This is a genomic window from Plantactinospora sp. WMMC1484 (assembly GCF_049315195.1).
Lineage (GTDB): Bacteria > Actinomycetota > Actinomycetes > Mycobacteriales > Micromonosporaceae > Plantactinospora.
The window spans coordinates 830,915-854,044 of the sequence record NZ_CP186055.1; the positions used below are offsets into that span (position 1 = coordinate 830,915).

Here is a 23,130-nt window from a genome sequence, read left to right on the forward strand (position 1 = left end):
CGCGTGATCCATTCGCTCCTGGACGCTGACGACCTCGCCCGGCTCGTAGAGTGGGAGTACGCCGTCGCCGCGCCGGTCAGGGTGAGCCTGCTGAACCGCGGCTTCAACGACACCTACCTCGTCACCGATGTCGAGGGCGATCGCCGCGTGCTGCGGGTCTACAACCGCGGCAAGTACTGGATCCGGTCGGAGTCCGATTTCCGGTTCGAACTCGACCTGCTCGAGCACCTGGCCGCGGCCGGGCTGGACGTCATCCGCCCGTACCAGCGGACCGTCGGCGACCGGCTCGGCCGGCTGACGGCGCCCGAGGGGGAACGCTGCTTCGCCCTGTTCACCCACGCACCCGGGGCGCCCCTGTACGAAGGCACGCTGACCGCCGAGCAATGGCGCAAGTTCGGCTCCGGCATTGCCCGGATGCACCTTGAGATGGACGCCTTCCAAACCGGTCACGACCGCTACCACCTCGATGAACGCATCCTCGTCGAACGGCCGCTGGTCAGCCTGGCACGCTATGCCGAGTCGGGGCAGGCCGCGGCGGACCTCGCCGAACTCGGCAGGCTCGGCAGGCGACTCACCGACGAGTTCCACCGACTCCGAGCGATCCGCGGCGCGTACGGGATCATCCATGCCGACCTGCATCGGGGCAACACCAACGTCGATGGCGACGGGCGGTTCGTCACGTTCGACTTTGACCACTGCGGGTTCGGGTTACGCGCGTACGACCTCGTCACCCTGTATCGCGGGCCCGATGCGCCGGACGAGGATCGCGACCGCTGGGCAGCGGTCCTCGCCGGCTACCAGCAGGTCCGTCCGCTGAGCCCGGCCGAGGTGGCCGGCTTCCCCGTACTGGCTGCCTGCCGGGCGATGTGGGACATCGGTGACTGGCTGGCCGCCGCCGACCGCACCGGCGACGCCTGGGTGACCGAGGCGCTGATCACCAAGCTGTTGGGGGACGTTCGCAGGGCTGCGAAGTGACGCCCCACTTGCGTGACCGCCCCCCGCGTGCGGAAGAATGCTCCTCATGACCGAGGACCGGGTGCTTCCCTCAGGCTCCAAACTGGACACCACGGTTCCGCACTCGGCGCGGATCTGGAACTACTGGCTCGGCGGCAAGGATCACTTCGCGGTCGACCGGGCCGCCGGCGATGAGGTGATCGCACACATCCCGGACATCCCCATCGGGGCCAAGTCCGAGCGCGCATTCCTCAAGCGCGTGGTCAGGTTCCTCGTCGAGGATGCCGGCATCCGCCAGTTCCTCGACATCGGCACCGGGCTCCCCACGGCGGACAACACCCACGAGGTCGCGCAGTCTCTCGACCCGCGCTGCCGGGTGGTCTACATCGACAACGATCCGCTCGTCATGGCGCATGCGCGAGCGCTCCTGACCAGTACGCCGGAAGGCAGCTGCGACTACGTCGAGGCCGATCTGCGGCAGCCGGAGACGATACTCGAGGCCGCGCGGCAGACGCTCGACTTCTCGCAGCCGATCGGGCTCATGCTCCTCGGCGTCGTCAACCACCTCATGGACGACGCCGTGGCGTACGGCTCCGTCGCGCAGCTGGTGCAGGCGATGCCCACCGGCAGCCACCTGGTGCTCACCCACTCCACCGCGGAGATCCACGGCGAGCCGATGCTACGCGCGATGCGGGAAACCACCGAGCGCGGCGGCACGCCGATCCGCGCCAGGACGAAGATGGAGCTCGAACGCTTCTTCGACGGGTTGGATCTGCTGGAGCCCGGCGTCGTCACGTGCTCGCGCTGGCGCCCCGACCCGGAGTCCGACGAGCCGGAGGTCTACCTGTTCGGCGGCGTCGGTCGCATCGGCTGAGTGAGTCTCTCGACGCCGGTCGGCCCGAGGGCAACCTGTTCGCGAGTCACGGGTCGGCGGGCGCCACCGGGCCTCGTAGACGTACGTCAATCTGCGCCGGCCCATGCAGGGCCGAGGTCCAGGAACCCGCGGACCGCGGCGACGAAGGCGGCCGGCTGGTTGCGGTGTACGTGGTGACCGGCGGCGATCGTCACGAACCTGGCGTCCGGCATGCGCCCGGCCAACTCCGCGAGTATCTCCTGCGGGATCTGGCTCTGCGGGCCTCCGCCGACCACGAGCGTCGGGACGGCGATGCCGGCGCTGCGCTCCCACCACTGCGGATCGGGGTTGGTGAGCTGCTGGCGGATGGCGTTGACGACGGCGAAATCGTATGGCGGGGGCTCGTCCGGTGGCTCCAGCGGCGGCCGGTCCAGCGCACCCGGCTTGGGCGGCGGGGCGTCCTCCAGGACCAGCCGCGGCACCCGGTGCGGCGCGGCGTCGGCGACGAGCAACCCGACCACGGCGCCCAGCGAATGCCCTATCAGGACTGTTTCCGGCACCCCGAGCGCGTCGAGGAGACCGAGCACGTCGTCGCGGATCAGCTCGAAGGAGTATTGCCCGGGAAAGCCGCTGGCGCCGTGCCCGCGCAGGTCCGGGACATGCACCCGGTGCGACCGGGCAAGTTCCGGGAGCACGCCTCGCCAGTCGTGCCCACTCTCGCCGAGCGCGTGGAGCAACAGCATCGGAGGGGCGGCCGGGTCGCCGGCAACCCGGTAGGCCATTTTCAACCCGCCGACGTCGACGCTGCGCAGCTCACCAACATCGCGCTCCATCCGCCCACCCTAGCCGGGCCGGGCAGCGTCGCAGCGCCTGTTCGTTGCCGGCGAACACGTCGGCGACGGATCCGGCTCCGGTCCGGATCACCGCCCGGCGCGGCCCGGAGCCGGCGCGTCCGCGGGCAACGGGGCAGGGCACAGGCCGAAGAACTTGGAAAGTCGACGGGAGAGCCTGGAAAATGGCCAGGTCAGGGTTCAAGCTGCGGTCAACCGAGGATCTACAGATAGGTCGAGCGACCCGTGAGCCACGATCCACTTCCAGATCCGTTCGCCGGGCAGCCCGACTGGGCCCCGGCGCCGCCCCGTCCGATCGTGATCGCCGCCGCGGCCGACCGGACGGACCTGCGGGGGTGTCGGGTCCTCGTCGGCCTTCCCGGCCTCGGTTGGCGGGCCGACCTGCGGGCCGACGAGCGGGTGGTGCAGGGTAGCCGCACCTACGTGCCGGTGCTGGCCGAACACGAGTGGTACCGGGCGGAGGCCGAGCAGATCGAGGTCTTCGCCCCGCTGGTGCCGGCGGAGCGGGTCTGGGTCGAGACCCTCGGCGAGGTCTCCGGCCGGGACGCCGGCGCGTCGCCGATCCCCCGACCGACCCGGCCGGACGTGATCTCCCGGCTGGTCTCGCTGGACGCGCCGACGCATCGGGCCCCGGTGCCGGTGGTCGAGGCGGACGCGGTCGCCGGCCGGCGGGTGGTCCAGGTCGCCGACGCCGTCGAGCGGCGCGACCTGCGCGCGGTCACCGAGGTCCACACCAGCGCCGACGGGGACATCTGCGTACGGGTCACCGCCGAACTCGACTGGTACCGCTGGGCGTGGAGCGGCCGGCCGCCCACCACACTGGAGGTCCCGGTCCACCTACTCTGGATCGAGTGACCGGTCAGCCCGCCGGTCAGCTGCCGGTCAGCCGGCCGGTGCGGCCTCGCAGACCCGCCAGCCGTCGTCCTGCTCGGTCACGAACCGCCACGGCTGGTGGTCGGTCTGGGCCAGGTTGTCGACCCGGTACGAGATCACCAGCTCCACGAGCACCTCGGCGGTCGACTCCTGGCTGCGGACGTCCAGCGGCCCCCACTTGACGACGAAGGTGATCTGGAACTGCCGCTCCCGGGCCGCCAGGTCGGCCCGGAGCGTGTCCAATGGAGCCAGTCCGGCGCGGTCGGCGCACTCGAACTGTTCGGCGAGTACGTCGTTCTCGTCGACCAGGAAGGCCCGCAGGTAGTTGTCCACCACCACGCTCGGGCTGCTCCGGTCGGGCGCCGTGAACCGGTCGTAGGCGACGTAGCCGATGGCGGCACCGGCCAGGCAGAGCAGTGCCAGCGCACCGCCGACCACCGCCAGCACCAGGCCGAGACGCCGCCGGCGCGGCGCCGGTGGCGGCGCGACCGGCTCGCCGACCGCCTGCCCGGGTGGGGTCCGCTGGGACGGGACCCGGGACACCTGGGAATCGGCCGGGGGGTGCACTGATTCCACCCCCTGAGGCTAGCCGCTGGCGGTCCCGTACCCAATGGGCGGAAATTCCAGCTTGATAACCAATGGGAAGCAGAACGCCACTCTCCGCCACAGCGGGCGCGTGCCGTGGGAGGTCCGCGAGAATGCCGCCGCGCTGGGATACCGTCTCAGGGCAGGACGAGGGAGTTGGTGCGGTGGACACCTGGAGGGGACCGACCGGCCACGCCGCCACACTACGCTGGCGGGCCGCCGCCGGCACCGCGGCTGCGCTGCACCGCCGGGCCGCCGCCACCACCGCCGCCGCGAGCAGCGCCCTCGATGCGCTCCGTCCGGTCCCCGCCGACCAGCGGGAGCAACACGAACTCGCCGAACGGCTGCGCGCCGCCGCCAGCCTGCTCGCTCCCGGCTGGCTCGGCGCCCCACTGGACGCCCAGTCCGAGGACGCCCCGCTCGGCGGCCCGGCCGCGCCGGCCTTCGTCCGGATCGGCACCGCCCAACCGCTGGACGACGCCCGGTTCCCGGTGGTGGTGCCGCTGCTCGGCACCGGCCACCTCACCGTCGACGCGGACAGCCGGGACCCCCGGGTGGCCGGACTGCTCCGCTGCGTACTGCTCCGGCTGCTCGCCGCCGCCCCGGCCGGCTCGCTGCTGGTGCGGGCCGTCGACGCCGCCGAGGGGCAGCTCTTCGCGCCGTTCGCACCGCTCGCCGACGCCGGCCTGATGCCGCCACCGGTCGCCGACCGCACCGGCCTGCGCGCCGTGCTGGCCGAGGCCGAGCACTGGGTACGCCCGACCCGGCCGGCCGCCGCCCGCTACAACCGGCACGACCGCACCCTGCTGCTGGTGATCGGCTCGCTGCCGGAGCTGACCGAGGCGACCGACCTGGCCCGGATCGGCGCGCTGGCCCGGGAGGGGCCGGAGGCGGGGCTGCACCTGATCGTCGCCGGCTGGCCACCCCCGCCGCTGACCGCGCAGACCAGCGTCGCGCCGCTCTCCCGCACCACGATGATCGCGATGCGCAACCCGTACGCCCTGGTCGGCGATCCGCCCGGAGCGTCGTTCAGCACCCCCGGGCCGCATCTGCCGGGCACCGGGCTCAACGCGCCGGTCTTCCTCGACGAGTCTCCACCGGCCCCGCTCCTCGACCGGGTCTGCCGGGACCTGGCCGCACGGTTCCACGCCGACTACCGCCGTACCCTGCACGACCTGCTGCCGGACGCGCCGGACGGGTTCTGGACGGAGTCCGCCGGCGACGGACTGAGCACGCCGGTCGGGCACGACGGCGAACGGACCGTGACGCTCGGCCTCGACGACCGCACCCCGCACTGGCTGGTGGGCGGGCGGGACGGTGCCGGCAAGACCGCGTTCCTGGTCAACGTGCTCTATGGGCTCTGCAGCCGTTACCGCCCCGGTGAGCTGGCGCTCCATCTGGTGGATTTCGCCGACGGGACGGCGTTCACCGAATTCGTTCCGGAACCGACGGACGGGGGCGCCGGGCCGGGCCGGCCGTGGCTGCCGCACGTCCGGGTGGTCGGGATGCAGGCCGACCGGGAGTACGGTCTCGCCGTGCTCCGCGAACTCGACGCCGAGCTCGATCGCCGGGAGCTCGCTCGCCGGGAAGCGACAGACGCCTCCCCGCCATCCGCGGACCGTCAGCAGCCGGAGGCAGCGCCGTCGGTGCCCGCCCAGCGGCGCGGTGCCGACGGGTCGGCCGAGCAGCCGACGCCCCGGGTCGTCTGCGTGCTGGACGAGTTCGCAGTGCTGCTCGCCGAGGAGGACGCGGTCGGTGCCGAGGCGCTGGCCCGGCTGGAGTCGGTGGCCCGCCGGGGCCGGGCCGGGGGCGTACACCTGATTCTCACCGGCCGCCCGACGCCGGTGCTGGCCGCGTTGCGGGCCCGGCGGGACTCGCTGCTCGGGCAGTTTCCGGTCCGGATCGCCCTGCCCGGCGGCGCGGACGTGCTGGAGCCGGCGAACGACTCGGCTGCGGGGTTGCCGGTGGGTGCGGCGGTGGTGAACACCGCCGGGGGTCTCGGCGGGCCGCGCGGCGCGACCAGGGGACACGAACGGATAATCAGGTTCCCCGACCCGTATGCCGATCCGGGCGCGCTCAGCGGGCTACGGCACCGGCTCTGGGCGGACCGACCCGCCGGTACGAGCCGTCCGGCGGTCTTCACCGGATATCTGCCCCCGCCCCTCCCCACGGTCCCGCCCGGAGACGGGCCGGAGGCTGCCGCGACGGAAGATCCGGAGGCTGTTGCCGGAGGGCGGGTATCCGGCTGTGCGCCGGTCGGGGTGCTGGTCGACGTGTCGCCGCGCCCGGCGGAGCTGCGGCTCGACGAGGCACCCGGGCGGCACCTCGCGGTCCTCGGAACGGATCCGGCCGCTGCCGGGGTGCTGGCCGGCGCGGCCCGGGGACTCGCCGCGCGGCATCCGGCCTGGAGCGTCGAATTCGTGATCGCCACCGCCGGGCCGGACCCGGTCGCGACGGCGCTGGCCGCCGCGCTCGGCCGACGGCACCGGGTCGACCTGGTCGGCACCGCCGGGCTGGCCGACGCGCTGGCGCTGCCCGGCCCCGGCTACCTGGTCGCCTTCGGCCTGGACGACCTGCTTCCGGCCGCCCCTGCCCCGGACGGCTTGGCCCCGGGTGGACCACCCGCAGCCGGACTGGTCCCAGGCGGACCGACGGCGGGACGGCTCCGGGCCCTGCTGCGCGACGGGCCGGCCCGGGGCGTGCACCTGCTCGCCTGGTGGCGGGCGACACGCCCCTTCGCCGATCTGGTCCCCGTACCGCCGGAGCCCGGACCACCCGCCGACCCGGAGCCCGGCGTCGGGACGGACGTCGAGCCGGAGGCTGCGGCGCCGGCCACCATCGACGGGCTGGTCTTCCTCGACGTGCCCGGGCCGGAGGTGACCCGGTTGCTCGGCCGGGACGTGCTCTGGCGTCCCCGTCCCGGCCGGGCCCTGCTCTACGACCGCCGCACCGACCGGGCCAGCCTGGTCGTCCCGTACGGCGCACCGGACGGCGGGGAGGGCACCGCATGAGCGGCGACCCCTGGCAGGACTACCTGGCCGCCGCCCGTCGGTTGGACGCGGTTCGTCGGGCCGCGGCCAGCGCCGCCGCCGAGCAGGACCGGGGCGTGCACAGCGCCCTGGCGGAGCTGGCCGGCGTACGGGCCCGGCTGGTGCCGCAGCAGTCCCGGCTGCGGGCGTTGGGCGTCGCCGAGGCCGACCTGGTGCCCTCCGAGCCGGAGGTGGCGGCGGCGGGCCAGGCGATGGCCGGCGGTCCGCAGGCGGTGCTGGCGGCGTTGCGGGACGCCCGGGCAACCGCGGACGCGGCCGACGCCGCCACCCGGCTGCCCGGTGCGGGCCCACTGCCCTTGCCCCGGACGCTGCTCTACGGCGCGCTCGCACTCGCGGTGCTGGGCGTGCTGTCCCTGCTCTGCCTCGGCGGATTCTGGCTGGTCAGATAGGCAGATCGGCGCATCAGACGGGTGGACGGGGCCGCGAGCGTCGTCATCGGCCGGACGGTGGTGGGCGGGCGGTGGTGGGCGGGCGGTGGCGACCAGCGCGCGGAGAAACGACGATCCGGATCGGCCGGGAAGTCGCGGGGCGGGTTCAGGCGGTTCGGTTGGCGCCGAGGATCAGCATCATCGCCTCGGCCCGCGACTTGGCGTCCCGCTGCAGCAGGCCGCGCACCGCCGAGGTGATGGTCTTCGCCCCGGCCTTCTGGATGCCGCGCATCGCCATGCACATGTGCTCGCACTCCAGCACCACCAGGACGCCGCGCGGTTCGAGTTTGTCCATCAGCAGGTCGGCGATCTGCGAGGTCAGCCGCTCCTGCACCTGGGGGCGACGGGCATAGACCTCGACCAGCCGGGCCAGCTTGGAGAGGCCGGTGATCCGGCCGCTTTCCCCGGGGATGTAACCGATGTGCGCCGAGCCCCGGAACGGCAGCAGGTGGTGCTCGCAGAGGCTCATCACGTCGATGTCCCGGACCAGCACCAGCTCCTCGTGGTTGGCCTCGAAGGTGGTGCTGAGCACCTGGGCCGGATCGACCCGCAGCCCGGCGAAGAGTTCCGCGTACGCCCGGGCCACCCGGGCCGGGGTCTGCCGCAGGCCGTCCCGGTCGGGGTCCTCGCCGACGGCGGTCAGGATCTCCCGCACCGCCTTCTCGATCCGGGCCAGGTCGACGGCCTCCTCCACCGGCCGGCCGGTGAGGTTGCCGTTGACCAGCCGGGCGGCGAGATAGTCCAGCTCCTCGTCACCGTCGGGCTCGGTGGCGGACGCGGACAGGCCGCCGGCGTCACCGCCGGCGGCCTGTGGGAACGCTGCGCTCAGTGTGGGCCGTCCGAGTTTGGCGTCGTGTTGTTGGTGTTGTTGCCGATCGTCGCCTGGACGCCGTCCGCCTCGGCCTGCGCCTTGAGCTTCTCTTTCTCGCCCGGGGTGAGTACCGGCGGCTCGGTCGACGGCTGCCGCTTGCCGAAGCCGTTGTACGGCGCCATCGGCGGGCGCTTGACCACCCGGGCGCAGATCCGCGCCATGTCGGCGGTGGAGAGGGTCTCCTTCTCGATCAGCTCCAGCACGAGGTTGTCCAGGACGTCCCGGTATTCCACCAGGATCTCCCAGGCCTCGTCGTGGGCCAGCTCGATCAGTGACCGGATCTCGGCGTCGATCTCGGCGGCCACCGCGTCGGAGTAGTCCCGCTCGTGCCCCATGTTGCGGCCCAGGAACGGCTCGTCGCCACTGGTGCCGTATTTGATGGCGCCGAGCTTGCTGCTCATGCCGTACTGGGTGATCATCGCCCTGGCCAGCGCGCTGGCCTTCACGATGTCGTCCGCGGCACCGGTGGTCGGCTCGTGGAAGACGAGTTCCTCGGCGGCCCGGCCGCCCAGCGCGTACGCCAGGGTGTCGATCATCTCGGCCCGGGTCTGGGTGTACTTGTCCTCCGTCGGCAGCACCAGGGTGTGCCCGAGGGAGCGGCTGCGGGAGAGGATCGTGACCTTGTGCACCGGGGCGGAGTGCGGCAGCGCCCACGCCACCAGCGCGTGCCCGCCCTCGTGATAGGCGGTGATCTTCTTTTCCTTGTCGCTCATCACCCGGGTCCGACGCTGCGGGCCGGCGACCACCCGGTCGATCGACTCCTCCAGCGCCTCGTTGGAGATCGCCCGCTTGTCGCTGCGGGCGGTCAGCAGCGCCGACTCGTTGATCACGTTGGCCAGGTCGGCGCCGGTGAAGCCGGGGGTACGCCGGGCCACCGCGTCGAGGTCGACGTCGGGCGAGAAGGGCTTGCCCTTGGCGTGCACCCGCAGGATCGCCTTACGGCCCTCCATGTCGGGGGTGTCGACAGCGATCTGCCGGTCGAACCGGCCGGGGCGCAACAGCGCGGGGTCGAGGATGTCCGGCCGGTTGGTGGCGGCGATCAGGATCACGCCGCCCTTGGTGTCGAAGCCGTCCATCTCGACGAGGAGCTGGTTGAGCGTCTGCTCGCGCTCGTCGTGGCCGCCACCCATACCGGCGCCACGGTGCCGGCCGACCGCGTCGATCTCGTCGACGAAGACGATCGCCGGGGCGTTCGCCTTGGCCTGCTCGAAGAGGTCGCGGACCCGGCTCGCGCCGACACCGACGAACATCTCGACGAAGTCCGAGCCGGAGATCGAGTAGAACGGCACGCCGGCCTCGCCGGCCACCGCGCGGGCGAGCAGCGTCTTACCGGTACCGGGCGGACCGAAGAGCAACACGCCCTTGGGGATCTTGGCGCCGAGGGCCTGGTACTTCCCGGGGTTCTGCAGGAAGTCCTTGATCTCGTGCAGCTCCTCGACGGCCTCCTCGGAGCCGGCCACGTCCGCGAAGGTGGTCTTCGGGGTGTCCTTGGTGATCATCTTGGCCTTGGACTTGCCAAAGTTGAGCACCCGGGACCCGCCGCCCTGCATCTGCGACATGAAGAGCAGCAGCAGGATCACCAGGATGGCGATCGGCAGCAGATTGACCAGCAGCGAGACGAAGAGATTGTCGCCGGAGACCTCCGTGTCGGTCGCTCCGGTGATCCGGCCGGCCGCCTTGGCCGCGGTCACCTGGTTCCAGACCTCGTCGCTCACCTCGTACGGGAACTGAGCCTGGATCTTGTCGGTGTCCGTGTCACCGAACTTGGCCGACTCGGCCAGGTCGAGCTGGAGCGTCTGCTCCTTGTCCTGGAAGATCGCCTTCTCGATGCCACCCTGGTTGAGCCGGTCGAGCACCACGTTGGTGTCGACCTTGTGATAGCTCGGGCCACCACTGAAGAATGAGCTGAGCGCTATCGCCCCGATGATCACCAGGATGATCCAGACCACCGGGCGGCGGAAGAAACGCGTACGTTCCATGCTGTTGTCGAGCGCCGTAAACGCCCGGACCCTCCTGATCGACGTCCTAGATCGTCTGGTTGCCTACTGCCGCCGCCGGAGCGGCGGGCCGGTGCCGTCCCCTGCGGGCCGGCTCCGACGCCGGGCGCTTGGTACCGCGCCGCGGTCATTCGACGGTACACCGTTAACGCGAGGAGCGAGCCTGCGAGCCCTGGGGTAGCAGGTTGGCTTCCGCGCCACCACCGCATACCGTAACCGCGTTTCCTGAAAGTGCGCTGTACGTCGCCTCGATATTTCGGCGCCGACATCCAGGACGGTCAGGGGGTACCGGGCAACGATTCCGGTCGACGACCGGACGGCGGTCTCAGGACCGGGCGTAGACCTCCGGCTTCAACACGCCGACGTAGGGCACCTCGCGGTAGCGCTCACCGAAGTCGAGCCCGTAGCCGACCACGAACTCGCTCGGGATGTCGAAGCCGACGTACTTCACCGGCACCCGGACCTTGATCGCGTCCGGCTTGCGGAAGAGCGCGACCACCTCGACGCTGGCCGCCTCACGGGACTCCAAATAGCGCAGCAGCCAGGAGAGGGTGAGCCCGGAGTCGATGATGTCCTCCACCACCACGACGTGCCGGCCGGCGATCTCGCGGTCCAGGTCCTTGCGGATCCGGACGGTGCCGGAGGAGGTGGTGCCCTGCCCGTACGAGGAGAGGGCCATGAACTCCAGCTCGGCCGGGGGCCCGTGCCGGCCGAGTGCCCGGGCGAAGTCGGCCATGAACATGACCGCGCCCTTGAGTACGCAGACCAGGAGCAGCCGGTCCGTGACGGTGACGTAGTCCGCTGCCACCTGTTTGGCCAGTTCCGCGATTTTTTCCCGGATCTGCTCCTCCGAAATGATCACGTGGTCGATGTCGGCGTCGTACCAGGAGCCCTGAGCCATGCGCCTAGCCTGCCGTACGCCCGTTCGTGTCCGTCGCCGGGGCGGCCCCTTCGGCACGGCACCACCCCGGCTGGCCAGGCGCGGACTCCCCGGCACGGCACCTCAGCCACGGGGAGACGACCGACGTCCACCATTGCTGGGCCGCCAGTCGGCCGAGTCACGGCTGTCGGCGGTGAGCCCCAGCACGGAGGCGAGGAGCAGGACGAGGAAGAAGAGCAAGAGGAAGAGTTCCATGGCGGCGTGACCTCCGCAGTCGATGCGGTCGGCCCGGGTTCACGGGCCCGACCGGTGGGTTCGCCGCCGGTGCGCACCGGCTGTTACGACCACCAGTCTGCGCCGGCCGGTACTCTCCGGACAGTGGCAGCTTTGCCATGCACCCTCGATTTTCTGCCACTTCTTGGTTATCGTCGATCCATGTTGCGGAACGTGGCCGTGATCGCCCTGGACCCGGTCGCCCCCTTCGAGCTGGGCGTACTCTGTGAAGTCTTCGGGACCGACCGGGTCGCCGACGGCTTCCCCGGCTACCGGTTTGACCTCTGCACCTTCGACGGCCGACCGGTCCGCACCAGTTCCGGCTTCCGGCTGACCCCGACCGCCGACCTGACCCCGGTCGAGGACGCCGACCTCGTCGCCGTGCCGGCGACACACACCATCGGCGCCCCGATCCCCGAGAGCGTCCGGGCGGCACTGCGCCGCGCCGCCGATCGCGGAGCGTATGTGCTCAGCGTCTGCTCGGGCGCGTTCGTGCTCGCCGCGGCCGGCCTGCTCGACGGGCGCGAGTGCACCACCCACTGGAAGTACGCCGACCAGCTCGCCGAGATGTACCCGCTCGCCAAGGTGCGGTGCAACGCGCTCTACGTGCAGGACGGCAACCTGCTCACCGGGGCCGGCACCGCGGCAGGGATCGACGCCTGCCTGCACCTGGTCCGCCAGGAGCACGGCTCGGCGCTCGCCACCAAGTTGGCCCGGCGAATGGTGGTGCCGCCGCACCGCGACGGCGGGCAGGCGCAGTACATCGAGGCGCCGATCGCACCCACCCCGGCCGCACCGACCCTGGAGCCGGTGCTGGGCTGGCTGATGGAGCACCTCGACCGCCCGCTCACCGTCGACGACCTGGCCGGGCGGGCCCACATGGCGCCCCGGACCTTCGCCCGGCGGTTCCGCGCCGAGACCGGCACCACGCCGCACGACTGGATCACCAGCCAGCGGGTGCTGCTGGCCCGGCGGCTGCTGGAGGAGACCGAGCTGAGCATCGAGGCGGTCGCCACCCGGGCCGGCTTCGGCGACGCCGCCACCCTGCGGCACCACTTCGGCCGGCGGGTCGGCGCCACCCCGCACGCCTACCGCTCCACCTTCCGGAGCCGCGACCCGGGCCGGGCACCGGTGGGCTGACCCGGCCCGGACCGCCGGGTCGGGTCGCCGGCCCGCCGGCGGACGGCACCCGGCGGACGGACCGGACCGGCCCGGTCCGGGCGGCGACCGGCGGCGTCAGAACACGATCTCGAGGTCGACCTCGTTGTTCTCCCACTCCGGGTCGCCGTACGCCTCGCCGACCGACACGCCGACACGCGGTTGCGCCCACGAGCTCACCGGCACCGGCGTCGTGAACCTGAACAGCACCTCCCGTGCCCTGCCGGGCGGGAGCGGGGCATGGTCGCAGTCCACGCTGAGGACGGCGTCACGGGTGTCCGTCACACAGCCGTCCGGAGCCACCAGGGTCAGCCCACCCGGCAGGGTCATCGCCAGCCTGAACGGCAACGCCGTCCTGCCGAGGTTGCGCACGGTCGCCGTCACCGAGCCGGTGCGTACCCCGTCCACCGGCGGCCCGAACACCAGGTCCGAGCTGGCGATCGAGTAGTCGGTGACCTTGGGATTGGCCGGGAACGCCGCCGCTCCGCCGACCTGGCGGAACCGGTCACCGTCCCAGCCGTAACTCCGCCACTGGAACTGCGTGTAGGGCGCCGGATACAGGCCGCGGAGAGCGGCCGGGAAGTCGCCGACCCTGACGTCGATCCGGCCGCCCCCGCCGGCCCGGATGCCGGCGATCGTCCGGATGCTCGTGGTCTGCGTCAGGACCTGCCCGATCGTGCGGATCCGGCCGTCGGCGCTCCGGTCGAAGGCCACCACCTGGAAGGTGCTGCCCTGGTCGCCGCAGGCGAACCGCACCACCGTGTCGGCCGTGCCCTCGCCGTCGGCCTGGAGGTGCAGAACGTCCTCGATCCAGATCGACATCGAGTCCCGGACGGGATGGGAGCCGTTCGAGAACGTCGTCGGACCCGAGGGACAACCGTCGGCGGTCGCGTGCGGCCCCCAGGGCGGAAGGTCGAGCGTCGCACCGTCCAACACGGCCCTGCCGATCCTGCCATCGGGGGCCGCCGACGGTGTGCCGGTGCGGCCGGTCGGTGCGGGCGAGGTCGGCACCGCCGTGGTGGGCGTGGGTGTGGACGACTCACCGACGTCCACCGGTGGGCCGTGCGGATCGCGGTTCACCATCACGTACCCGGTCATCGGCCCGGCCACGAACAGTGCCGCGAGGACGCCGGCCACGACCATCCGGTTGCGGCGCCGGCCGCGGAGCGTGGCGTACGCCGCAGCCGCTCCGGCCGGTCGCACCTGCGGCGTCGTCTCGGCGCGAAACTCGGTGAAGGCAGCGGTCAACAACTCGTCGTCGAAGTCAGCCATCCCGCTTCCCCTGTTCCGATAGTTGGGCCGCGAGTGCCTTCCGCCCCCGGTGCAGCCACGACCGGACGGTCGCCTCGGCGACACCGTCCTGGCGGGCTATCTCGCCGACCGGCAGATCGGCGAGATAGTGCAGGATCACCGCCCGCCGCTGCTGTCCGGGCAGCACCCTGAGCGCCGCCGCCAACGCCACCCGATCCGGGCTCGGCGCTGCCGCGTGCTCCGCACGCTGGCGTTGCAGGAACCGGGCCGCGGTCCTGGCCCGGCGCCACCGGCTCGTGGCGAGGTTCCAGGCGACCCGGCGGACCCAGGCGGCCGGATCGTCGTAGTGTGCGATCGTCGTCCAGCGGGCGAGTGCCCGGACGAACGCCTCCTGGACCAGGTCCTGGGCGGCACCGAGGTCACCGGTGTACGCGAAGAGCTGCACCGTCAACGGCTGGAAACATGTCGCGTAGAACTCCTCGAACTCGACGTGCCGTGGTGGTCCGGTGTCGGCGACCACCCGCGGGCCGGTCTCGCTGTGCAACGCGACCACACCTGCCTTCCTCCCCGGGTGACCGGTCTCCTCCAGCCACTTCCGGAGAACACGTGCCGGCAGGCATGGATGTTGCAGTCGGTCCCGGGTTTACCGGACCGTCAGTGGCCCAAGGCAGTGGCCGAGTCCCATGCCCCGAGTCAGTGGCCCAAGGCAGTGGCCGAGTCCCATGGCCCGAGTCAGTGGCCCGAGTCAGTGGCCGACCGCGCAGCCGTCCGCCCTGGGCTCCGAGCCGGCCACGTAACCACCGCCGGGCAGCCGCCAGATCGCCTGCCCGTACCCGAAGGCCGACGGATCGGCCTCGACGGTGATCTCGTGCCCCCGGGCGCGCAACCGCTCGATCCCGTCCCCGCCGGCGACCAGGCCCGGCTCGACCAGCACCGCCCGGCCGGCGTGCCAGTACCAGCGGGGCCGGTCCAGCGCCGCCTGCGGGTCGAGCGCGTCGTCCACGGTCGCGGAGACGACCTGCACGTGCCCCTGTGGCTGCATGTGCCCGCCCATCACCCCGAACGGCCCCACCGGCTCGCCGCCCCGGGTCAGGAACCCGGGGATGATCGTGTGGAACGGCCGCTTGCCCGGTGCCACCACGTTCGGGTGCGCCGGGTCGAGGCTGAATCCGGCACCCCGGTTCTGTAACCCGAAGCCGAGCCCGGGCGGCACCACGTACGAGCCGAAACCCAGGTAGTTGGACTGAATCAGGCTCACCATCATCCCGTCCGCGTCGGCGGCGCAGAGGTAGACGGTGCCACCCCGGGCCGGATCGCCGGGTGCCGGCGTACCGGCGGTGTCGGTGACGCGTGCACGGCGGACGGCGGCGTATTCCGGGGTGAGCAGTTCGGTGGTCGGCACCGCGACCCGGTCCGGGTCGGCGACGTACGCGTGCGCGTCGGCGAAGCCGAGCTTGACCGCCTCGATCTGCCAGTGCAGCCGCTCGGCCGGGTCGAGGGCGGCCAACTCCACCCCGTCCAGGATGTTCAGCGCGAGCAACGCCGCCACACCCTGCCCGTTCGGCGGGAGCTCCCACACCTCGTGTCCCCGGTAGCCGGCCCGGACCGGGTCCACCCAGGTCGATCGATGAGCGGCGAGGTCGTCGCCGCCGAGCACGCCACCGGTCCGGGCCGCGTGCTCCGCCAGCGTCCCGGCGAGCTGCCCGGTGTAGAAGTCCACCGCACCGGTCGCCGCGATCCGGCGCAGCGTGGCGGCGGCGTCCGGGTTGCGCCACCGCTCGCCGGCCCGGGGCGCCCGTCCGCCGTCGACGGTGAAGACCCGTCCCCACTCCGCGTACTCCTCGCCGACCAGCTCGGCGTGCACCTGCACCGACCGATCCCAGCTCGCGGCGACCCGCAGCGAGACCGGGAAGCCGTGCTCGGCGTAGCCGACCCCGTCGGCGAAGAGGTCGGCAAAGGGCAGCCTGCCGAAACGCTCGTGCAGGTCCCGCCAGCCGGCCGGCGCACCGGGCACGGTCACCGGGAGCCAGCCCCGGGCCGGCATCGCCGGCCCGACCGCCTGGGCGCCGCCGTGTGCCGCCGTCGGCTCGGCGCCCCGGCCGCCGGTCGCGGCGAGCACCACCTCCCGGGTCAGCCCGGCCGGTGACCGGCCGGAGCCGTTCAGCCCGTGCAGCCGGTGTCCGTCCCAGACGATGGCGAAGAGGTCACCGCCGATGTCGTTGGAGCCGGGCTGGACCACGGTGAGGGTGATCGCGGTGGCCAGGGCGGCGTCCACGGCGCTGCCGCCCCGACGCAGTACCGCCAGCCCGGCGGCGGCGGCGAGCGGCTGGCTGGTGGCGACGGCGCCGTTCGGCGCGTAGACCGGCTGTCGGGGATGCGGGGACATCCCCCATGTCTACTCCGCGATCAACATGCCGCCGCGCCGGGTCGCCCGGAGGTCGCCGGGCAGATGCACCGGCCCCTGTCCACGCCACGCGGTGACCAGCGCGTTCAGCGCCGCGATGTGCCGGTACGACAGCGCGGCCGGCGGCGCGCCCAGCTCCCGGCACCACAGGTGCAGGACCCGGGTACGCACCGCCGGCGGCATCCCGGCCAGCACCGGCACGGCCAGCCCGCCACCAACCAACCCGTCGCCACCGGCCAACCCGTCGCCACCGGCCAACCCGTCGCCACCGGCCAACCCGTCGCCACCGGCCAACCGGTCGCCACCGGCCGGGACGGCGTCCACCGCCGGACCGGCCGGCAAGATCCGGGCTTCGGCGTAACCGGCCCGGGCCAGGTCGTCGAGTGCCGCGCCGTCCTCCGCCGCCAGCCGGGCGGTGCGGGCCAGGTTGTCCAGCACCCCCGGCCCGAGCGCCCGGACCAGCACCGGCAGCACGTCGGCCCGGACCCGGGCTCGGGCGTACCGGTCGTCGGTGTTGTGCGGGTCCTCCCACGGGGTCAGGCCGAGCAGTGCGCACGCCTTGCGGGTCTGCTCGCGGGTGATCTCCAGCAGCGGGCGGGCCAGCGCCACCCCGGCGTACTCCCGGACCGCCGGCATCCCGGCGAGCCCGCGCGGTCCGGCACCCCGGGCCAGCGCGAGCAGCACCGTCTCGGCCTGGTCGTCCCGGGTGTGCCCGAGCAGCACCGTCGTGGCGTCGTGCCGGCGGGCGGCCTCGACCAGGGCCTGGTAGCGCGCCTCCCGGGCCGCCGCTTCCGGCCCGCCCGGCCGGCCGGCGACCTGGACGGCCGCCACCTCGATCGGCGCGAACCCCTGGCCGCCGGCCCACTCGGCGACCGCGGCGGCCCGGCGCTCCGACCCCTCCTGCAACCCGTGGTCGACGGTGACCAGCCCGACCGGCACGCCCAGCCGGGGCGCCACGAACGCGGCGCCGGCGGCCAGCGCCAGCGAGTCGGCGCCGCCCGAGCAGGCGACCAGCACCGGCCGGTTCCGGGGTACGCCGGCCAGCGCCCGCCGGACGGCGACCCGGACGGCGGCGACCGGCGGCGGCAGGGCGGCCACGACCGATCCCCTACCTCAGCCGGTGGCGGCGACCGGGCCGACCGGACCGTGCACCCGGGCCACCCAGGCGTCCGGGTCGGAGAGTTCCTCCAGCCGGGGCAGGGTCAGCGGAGAGCTGAAGATCTTGTTGAAGCCCTCCATGCCGACCCGGTCCACCACGCCGTGCACGAACTTGCGACCCTCGGCGTACTGGCGCATCTTGACGTCGACGCCGAGCAGCTTGCGGATCGCCCTCTCCAGCGGGTTGCCCGACTCGCGGCGGCGGTTGAACTTGGCCCGGATCGACTCGACGCTGGGGATGACCTCCGGCCCGACGCCGTCCATCACGAACTCCGCGTGCCCCTCCAGCAGGGTCATCAGCGCGGTCAGCCGGTCGAGCACGGCCCGCTGGCCGGGCGTCTGCACGATGTCCAGCACGCTGGCCCGGCTCTCCGGGTTGCGGATCGAGTCGGAGAGGGTGCCGACCCCCCGGCGCACCCGGTCGAGGAAGTTGTCCCCGCCCGCCTGGGAGGCGTCGACGAACGCCTGCACCTCGCCGAGGAAGTGCCCGCGCATCCACGGCACGGCGGTGAACTGCGTGCGGTGGGTCACCTCGTGCAGGCAGACCCAGAGCCGGAAGTCCCTCGGCTCGGCCTGCAGCTTCCGCTCCACGTCGACGATGTTCGGGGCGACCAGCAGCAGTTGCCCGGGGTCGGCGGAGAAGACCTCGTACTGGCCGAGGACCCGGCCGGAGAGGTAGGCGAGGACCGTGCCGGCCTGCACCCCGGTCAGCCGGGAGCCGATCGTGTCGGTGATGACCCCCGGTGGCCTGTCGCCGGAGAGGCGATTGATCAGCGGTGTGATCACCTCGCGCAGCCCGGCGATGTTGGTCGCCGCCCAGTCACGCCGGTCCACCACCCGCACCGGCGGGTGGGCGACCTGCGAGCGCAGCCCCGTGTACGCCAGCACGTGCCCGGCGGCCTCGTCGGTCAGCCGACGCAGTTCGGCCACCACCGCGGTCGCCTCGTCGTACGAGACGCGCGGTCCCGCCTTGCCCAACGCCCCAGCGGTGGCGGCGGCCAGATCCCAGTCCACGAACTGCGCCATGCTCCCACCGTACCCGCGCCCTCACACCGCTACGCGGGTGAAAGGAAGGGCCCCCGCTTATCGCTTTCTGTAGAAGAAGGGCCCCCTCCTAACACGTGCGCGGCAGTCGGAGCTCAGCGGCAGCCGCACCGGGCCAGGGTGGTGGCGATCCGGTCCAGCTCCGGTTGGGCCACGTCCTGCCCCACCGGCACCTTGTTGGCGAGCACGGCGAACGCCAGCAACCGGCCGTCGACGGTGGTCACCACGCCGGAGATCGCGTGTACTCCGCTCAGCGTGCCGGTCTTGGCGCGTACCACGCCGGCCCCGGGCCTGGTCGGCTTCTCCCCGGAGCGGTCGAACCGGTCACTGAGCGTCCCCGACCAGGCCGCCACCGGCAGTCCGGGGAAGAGATCCGCCAACTCCGGCCGGTCGCCCTTGGCCGCCATCGCGAGCAGGTCGGTCAGCAGGCTCGGGGTGACCCGGTTGGCACGGGACAGGCCGCTGCCGTCGGCGAGCGCGCTCTCCGCCGCCGGCAGGCCCAGCTCGCCGACCATCTCGTCCACCGCCTCGGCCGCGCCGACGAACGAGGCCGGCTTCTCCCGGGCCAGCGCGACCTGCCGGGCCAGCGCCTCGGCCACCACGTTGTCGCTCTCCCGCAGCATGAACTCGACCAGCCGGATGATCGGCGGCGACTGGACCCGGCCAAGCTCGGTGCCGGGACTCTGCGGACCGGGACTCGGCGTACCGGGAGCGGGGCTGGCCGTCGCGGACGGCGCGGTCCCGGCGGCGGCCGGCGCCGTGCCGGTCACCACCGCCGAGACCGGCAGCCCGAGCAGCTTGGCGAAGGCACGCCCGGCCGCCTCGTCCGGCTTGGCGTGGCGTGCCTGCCCCCGGCCCTGGTCCCGCGGGTCCTGCCGGGCGCCGTCGGTCATCAGGGCGGTGATCACCGCGCCGTACCCGCCGGTGGGGATGTCCGAGTCCCAGGCGGGTTCGAGGACCGGGCCGGAGTAGAGGCTGCCGTCGATGACCACCTTTGTCGGCGCGGTGCCGCCGAGCGCCTTCTTCACCTGGGCGGCGAGCCGGTCGAGTCGCCCCGCCCCCGGGTACCAGCCGGTGGCGTTCACCGCCAGCGTCGGGTCACCGGCACCGATGAGCACCACTTCGCCCGGGTTCGCGCCGGCCACCGCCCGGGTGCTGATCCGGTACGCCGGTCCGTGCGCCGCGAGTACGGCCGCCGCGGTGACCAGTTTCGTCGTCGACGCCGGGACGGTCGGGGTGTCCTGGCCGTTCTGGTAGAGCGCCTCCCCGGTGACCGCGTCGACCACGGAGATGTTCACCTCGTTGCCGAGCACGGAGGAGGTGAGCAGCGGGCCCAGCGCGGCCCGTACACCCTCCGGGGTCGGTGCCGGAGCGCTCGCCCCGGCGGCGGTCAGTACGGGTGGCGGCGGCGGTTCGGTCGGATCGACCTGTGGGCCGGAGGTGGCCGGGCCGCCCCCGCCGAGCCACTCGTCCACGGGTCCGGGGCGGAGCACGGCCACCCCGGCGATCGCCAGCGCGAGGACGAGGACGGTGGCGAGGGCGCCGACCAACCTGCCCCGACGGCGGCGCGCCGGCGCTGGTACGCCTCCGGGCGCCAGCGCACCGGCACCGCCGCCCGGCGACGCCGGTGCGGCAGGGGGCACCGAGGCCGCCCCGGCAGGGGGCACCGGGGCGCTGCCGGACGCCGGCGTCCTCGCCGGCACCCGCCCGCCGGGCGCACCCGTTGCGACCTCCCCGCCGGGCATACCCGGCGGCGCCTGACCGACCGGCGTACCCGGCGGCATCTGACCGGCCGGCATACCCGGCGGCATCTGACCGGCCGGCATACCCGGCGGCATCTGCCCGGCCGGGGTGCCGGCGGCCGATCGGCCGGGCCAGGCCGGCGGCGCGGGCCGGTCCGACCGGATCGGCGGGGCCGCTGAGGGTTGCGGCGGGCTCGCTCGACCGAGGTCGAGCCTTTCCGGCCACACCGGTAGGGGTAGGGTCTGCCCCGACCAGCCAGGTGCGCCGGTCGGCACCGGACCCGGCCGGGCGGGCGGAGCGGGCGGGAGGTTCGCGGCGCCCGGAGGCGGGACCGCCCCGTTTCCGGGGGACGACGGTACGACGGCCCGGCCCCGCGCCGACGCGGGTCCAGCCTGCGACGCGGGTCCAGCCTGCGACGCGGGTCCGCCCGACGGCGGGCCGCTGGCGCCCGGTACCACCACGCGGCCCTGCGCCGGGTGCTCCGGCGGGTTCTCCCCCGTCAGGCCCGAGTGTGAATCTTCACTCCCCACCGGCCCCTCCTCCCCGTCGAATTCTGCCTAGGCGACACTACTTTGGTCCGAACACCGCACGGGGATCGGCGCAGCCAGTGAATCGCCAGATCGCCCGCGCCGGTGCCGACCGTTGTGGTTCCGTTGGCCAGCGCCGGCAAACGAGGGAGCGTGCGAGATGGACTTCGACGTCACGGTCGAGATTCCCAAGGGTCACCGCAACAAGTACGAGGTTGACCACGCGACCGGACGGATCCGACTGGACCGCACACTCTTCACCTCGACCCAGTACCCGGCGGACTACGGTTTCATCGAAGGCACGCTGGGTGAGGACGGCGATCCGCTCGACGCTCTGGTCCTGGTCCCCGAACCCACGTTTCCAGGTTGCCTCATCCGGTGCCGGACGATCGGCATGTTCCGGATGACGGACGAGAAGGGCGGCGACGACAAGGTCCTCTGCGTGCCGTACGAGGACCCGCGCCAGGAGCACCTCCGGGACATCCACCACCTGGGCGAGTTCGACCGGCTGGAGATCCAGCACTTCTTCGAGGTCTACAAGGACCTCGAACCGGGCAAATCGGTCGAGGGCGCCACCTGGGTCGGCCGTACCGAGGCCGAGGCGGAGATCCGCACCTCCTTCCGCCGTCACCAGGACGCGGTGGCGCGGGGCGAGGACCCGCACTGATCCGCCTGGCCGGGGCCCCGGTTCAGCCGAGCAGGCCCCGGGCCTCGGCATAGAGGCCGAGCACCGCACAGGCCACCGGCACCACCGCGACCACCAGCAGAGTGTCGAGGATGTCGGCGGTCCGACCGAGGTACGGCCCCGGCTCCCGCTTCGAGTACGTCGCGCCGGCCCCGATCACCACCAGGGCGAGCACCAGGCCGCCGACGGTGACCAGCAGCAGGCCGGTCTCCTGCATCCGGAACAGCCAGGCGGTGCCGAGCACCACCGCGCAACCGATCCCGGCGACCATCAGCGGGACCCGCTGCCGGACCGTGACGAAGAGCCGGGAGCGCAGCAGCAGGGCGGCGGCGGAGACCGCCACCATCAGCCGGCCGGAGAACCCGCCCGCCACCACCAGCACCAGCGCCGCCGCCACGGCGAGGACGGCGTGCCCGACCAGCATCCCGGTGAGCATCTCCTCGGTCCGGGCGACGGCGGCGAAGACCCGGCCCCGATCCGGCCGCTCCCGGACGCCGCTGGCCACCGGGCTGGCCGCGGTGAAGCCCTCCGCCGCCTCGGCGCCGGTGGGCAGGGTGATCGGCGGCATCGGCAGCTTGCCGAAGCGGATCGCCAGCAGCGGCAGCATCCCGATCGCGCAGACGAGCACGGCCATCAGGATCGCGGCGGAGCCGGCCGCCGACAGCAGGAAACCGAGCAGCGCCGTCACCGCGCCGAGCAGGCCGACCGAGATGCCGGCGGCGAAGACCCGCAGCCCCGCGGCGACCCCCACCATCCCCAGCACCGCGACGAGCATCAGCGCGACCGATCCGGCCAGCGCCTCGGGCGCACCGAGCCAGCGAAAGGGTCCGAGCACGCCGACCGGGTCGCCGGAGGCCACCAGCAGGGCGCCACCGAAGAAGGCGAAGGGCAGCGCGTACCCGCCGAGGGCGGCGCCGGCCGTGGCGTCCCCGTACGCCCGGGAGCCCACCACCGCACCAAGCGAGAGGAGCACGGCGGCACCGATCGCGACGAGGCTGCCCAGTTCCCAGGCCGTGCCACCGGCGACCACCGCGAAAAGGCAGACCACGAGCACGCCGCCGGCGGCGTTCAGGGTGCCGATCCGGGTGTGCCGTCCCGACCACGCGCTGCCCCGGCGCCGGGCCCCGTCGGCGATCGCCTCGACGACGTCGTCGTACTCCAACTCCGGCCACTGTGCCCGTGCCGGCACCAGGTGCAGCACGTCGCCGTCGCGTACCCCCTGCGGCAGCAGCGCCTTGCCGCCGACGAGCGGCTCGCCGTCGGTGCGACGCAGCAGCCACCCGCCATGCTTCTCGCCGTCGTCCGCCAACCCTTCGCCGGCATGCCGGAGCACCTCGGGCAGGAGTTCGGCCAGCGGCAGGTGTTCGGGCAGCGCGACGTCCACCCGTCGTTGCGGCGCGCTGATCGTGACGCGGGCGAGCCCCGTACTCATCGACAGTCCTCCATCGAGGCGGCAGCCCATGGCTGCGCGGACGACCGCACTTTACCTAGGATGGGTCAGGCTCGTCCGACCGCGCACGAGGACATGTGCGACGCTGCCGCGTC

General features: G+C 73.2%; 19 protein-coding genes and 2 pseudogenes. 7 read left to right on the top strand and 14 right to left on the bottom strand.

Annotated elements, in window-relative coordinates:
- The first annotated feature begins 3 nt into the window (after positions 1 to 3).
- The gene (locus tag ACN28C_RS03675) at positions 4 to 975 is read left to right on the top strand and encodes a phosphotransferase enzyme family protein (RefSeq protein ID WP_422772197.1); all 972 of its coding nucleotides are present in this window, start codon (positions 4 to 6) and stop codon (positions 973 to 975) included.
- A gap of 46 nt (positions 976 to 1,021) precedes the next feature.
- Positions 1,022 to 1,828 carry an SAM-dependent methyltransferase gene (locus ACN28C_RS03680; RefSeq protein WP_422772198.1) on the top strand — a complete coding sequence of 269 codons (807 nt, stop codon included), beginning with the start codon at positions 1,022 to 1,024 and terminating at the stop codon, positions 1,826 to 1,828.
- Between the two features lie 86 nt (positions 1,829 to 1,914).
- Here ACN28C_RS03680 and ACN28C_RS03685 read toward each other — a convergent pair whose 3' ends face one another.
- Positions 1,915 to 2,589, bottom strand: coding sequence for an alpha/beta fold hydrolase (locus ACN28C_RS03685; protein ID WP_422774505.1), 675 nt, complete (start codon positions 2,587 to 2,589; stop codon positions 1,915 to 1,917).
- A gap of 294 nt (positions 2,590 to 2,883) precedes the next feature.
- Here ACN28C_RS03685 and ACN28C_RS03690 point away from each other — a divergent pair, with 294 nt between their 5' ends.
- Positions 2,884 to 3,513, top strand: coding sequence for a hypothetical protein (locus tag ACN28C_RS03690; protein WP_422772199.1), 630 nt, complete (start codon positions 2,884 to 2,886; stop codon positions 3,511 to 3,513).
- A gap of 27 nt (positions 3,514 to 3,540) precedes the next feature.
- Here ACN28C_RS03690 and ACN28C_RS03695 read toward each other — a convergent pair whose 3' ends face one another.
- The gene (locus ACN28C_RS03695) at positions 3,541 to 4,107 is read right to left on the bottom strand and encodes a hypothetical protein (protein ID WP_422772200.1); all 567 of its coding nucleotides are present in this window, start codon (positions 4,105 to 4,107) and stop codon (positions 3,541 to 3,543) included.
- A gap of 173 nt (positions 4,108 to 4,280) precedes the next feature.
- On the opposite strand from ACN28C_RS03695, the gene ACN28C_RS03700 reads away from it, so the two are divergent.
- Together ACN28C_RS03700 and ACN28C_RS03705 are read left to right on the top strand one after the other, a co-directional pair.
- Positions 4,281 to 7,127, top strand: coding sequence for an FtsK/SpoIIIE domain-containing protein (locus tag ACN28C_RS03700; RefSeq protein ID WP_422772201.1), 2,847 nt, complete (start codon positions 4,281 to 4,283; stop codon positions 7,125 to 7,127).
- Complete coding sequence (locus tag ACN28C_RS03705) at positions 7,124 to 7,555, top strand: hypothetical protein (protein ID WP_422772202.1); 432 nt, start codon at positions 7,124 to 7,126, stop codon at positions 7,553 to 7,555. Before ACN28C_RS03700 ends, ACN28C_RS03705 begins: the two co-directional genes overlap by 4 nt.
- A gap of 145 nt (positions 7,556 to 7,700) precedes the next feature.
- Here ACN28C_RS03705 and folE read toward each other — a convergent pair whose 3' ends face one another.
- The 4 genes from folE to ACN28C_RS03725 form a co-directional block, all read right to left on the bottom strand.
- Entirely contained in the window at positions 7,701 to 8,378 is a 678-nt protein-coding gene (gene folE / locus ACN28C_RS03710; RefSeq protein ID WP_422774506.1) for a GTP cyclohydrolase I FolE, read from the bottom strand.
- A 41-nt stretch (positions 8,379 to 8,419) separates the two neighbouring features.
- Entirely contained in the window at positions 8,420 to 10,444 is a 2,025-nt protein-coding gene (gene ftsH, locus ACN28C_RS03715; RefSeq protein ID WP_422772203.1) for an ATP-dependent zinc metalloprotease FtsH, read from the bottom strand.
- A gap of 343 nt (positions 10,445 to 10,787) precedes the next feature.
- Positions 10,788 to 11,363: a hypoxanthine phosphoribosyltransferase gene (hpt, locus tag ACN28C_RS03720; protein ID WP_422772204.1), complete on the bottom strand. Its 576-nt coding sequence runs from the start codon at positions 11,361 to 11,363 to the stop codon at positions 10,788 to 10,790.
- A gap of 102 nt (positions 11,364 to 11,465) precedes the next feature.
- On the bottom strand, positions 11,466 to 11,597 hold the full coding sequence (locus tag ACN28C_RS03725) for a hypothetical protein (protein WP_422772205.1): 132 nt from the start codon (positions 11,595 to 11,597) through the stop codon (positions 11,466 to 11,468).
- Positions 11,598 to 11,777: 180 nt separating this feature from the next.
- On the opposite strand from ACN28C_RS03725, the gene ACN28C_RS03730 reads away from it, so the two are divergent.
- Complete coding sequence (locus tag ACN28C_RS03730) at positions 11,778 to 12,755, top strand: GlxA family transcriptional regulator (RefSeq protein WP_422772206.1); 978 nt, start codon at positions 11,778 to 11,780, stop codon at positions 12,753 to 12,755.
- A gap of 96 nt (positions 12,756 to 12,851) precedes the next feature.
- Here the strand turns inward: ACN28C_RS03730 and ACN28C_RS03735 are convergent, their stop codons facing one another.
- The 7 genes and pseudogenes from ACN28C_RS03735 to dacB form a co-directional block, all read right to left on the bottom strand.
- Positions 12,852 to 14,045, bottom strand: coding sequence for a hypothetical protein (locus ACN28C_RS03735; RefSeq protein WP_422772207.1), 1,194 nt, complete (start codon positions 14,043 to 14,045; stop codon positions 12,852 to 12,854).
- Complete coding sequence (locus ACN28C_RS03740) at positions 14,038 to 14,568, bottom strand: sigma-70 family RNA polymerase sigma factor (RefSeq protein ID WP_422774507.1); 531 nt, start codon at positions 14,566 to 14,568, stop codon at positions 14,038 to 14,040. Before ACN28C_RS03740 ends, ACN28C_RS03735 begins: the two co-directional genes overlap by 8 nt.
- 201 nt (positions 14,569 to 14,769) lie before the next feature.
- Positions 14,770 to 16,410 carry a gamma-glutamyltransferase family protein gene (locus tag ACN28C_RS03745; RefSeq protein ID WP_422772208.1) on the bottom strand — a complete coding sequence of 547 codons (1,641 nt, stop codon included), beginning with the start codon at positions 16,408 to 16,410 and terminating at the stop codon, positions 14,770 to 14,772.
- Between the two features lie 9 nt (positions 16,411 to 16,419).
- Positions 16,420 to 16,641 (bottom strand): annotated as a pseudogene (locus tag ACN28C_RS03750) (TilS substrate-binding domain-containing protein); the annotation flags it as partial.
- A gap of 144 nt (positions 16,642 to 16,785) precedes the next feature.
- Positions 16,786 to 17,526 (bottom strand): annotated as a pseudogene (gene tilS / locus ACN28C_RS03755) (tRNA lysidine(34) synthetase TilS); the annotation flags it as partial.
- Positions 17,527 to 17,541: 15 nt separating this feature from the next.
- Positions 17,542 to 18,612 carry a zinc-dependent metalloprotease gene (locus tag ACN28C_RS03760; RefSeq protein WP_422772209.1) on the bottom strand — a complete coding sequence of 357 codons (1,071 nt, stop codon included), beginning with the start codon at positions 18,610 to 18,612 and terminating at the stop codon, positions 17,542 to 17,544.
- 113 nt (positions 18,613 to 18,725) lie between these two features.
- The gene (gene dacB, locus ACN28C_RS03765) at positions 18,726 to 20,375 is read right to left on the bottom strand and encodes a D-alanyl-D-alanine carboxypeptidase/D-alanyl-D-alanine endopeptidase (protein ID WP_422772210.1); all 1,650 of its coding nucleotides are present in this window, start codon (positions 20,373 to 20,375) and stop codon (positions 18,726 to 18,728) included.
- A gap of 685 nt (positions 20,376 to 21,060) precedes the next feature.
- Here dacB and ACN28C_RS03770 point away from each other — a divergent pair.
- Positions 21,061 to 21,567: an inorganic diphosphatase gene (locus ACN28C_RS03770; protein ID WP_421496564.1), complete on the top strand. Its 507-nt coding sequence runs from the start codon at positions 21,061 to 21,063 to the stop codon at positions 21,565 to 21,567.
- A 22-nt stretch (positions 21,568 to 21,589) separates the two neighbouring features.
- Here the strand turns inward: ACN28C_RS03770 and eccD are convergent, their stop codons facing one another.
- Entirely contained in the window at positions 21,590 to 23,017 is a 1,428-nt protein-coding gene (gene eccD / locus ACN28C_RS03775; protein ID WP_422772211.1) for a type VII secretion integral membrane protein EccD, read from the bottom strand.
- Between the last annotated feature and the right edge of the window lie 113 nt (positions 23,018 to 23,130).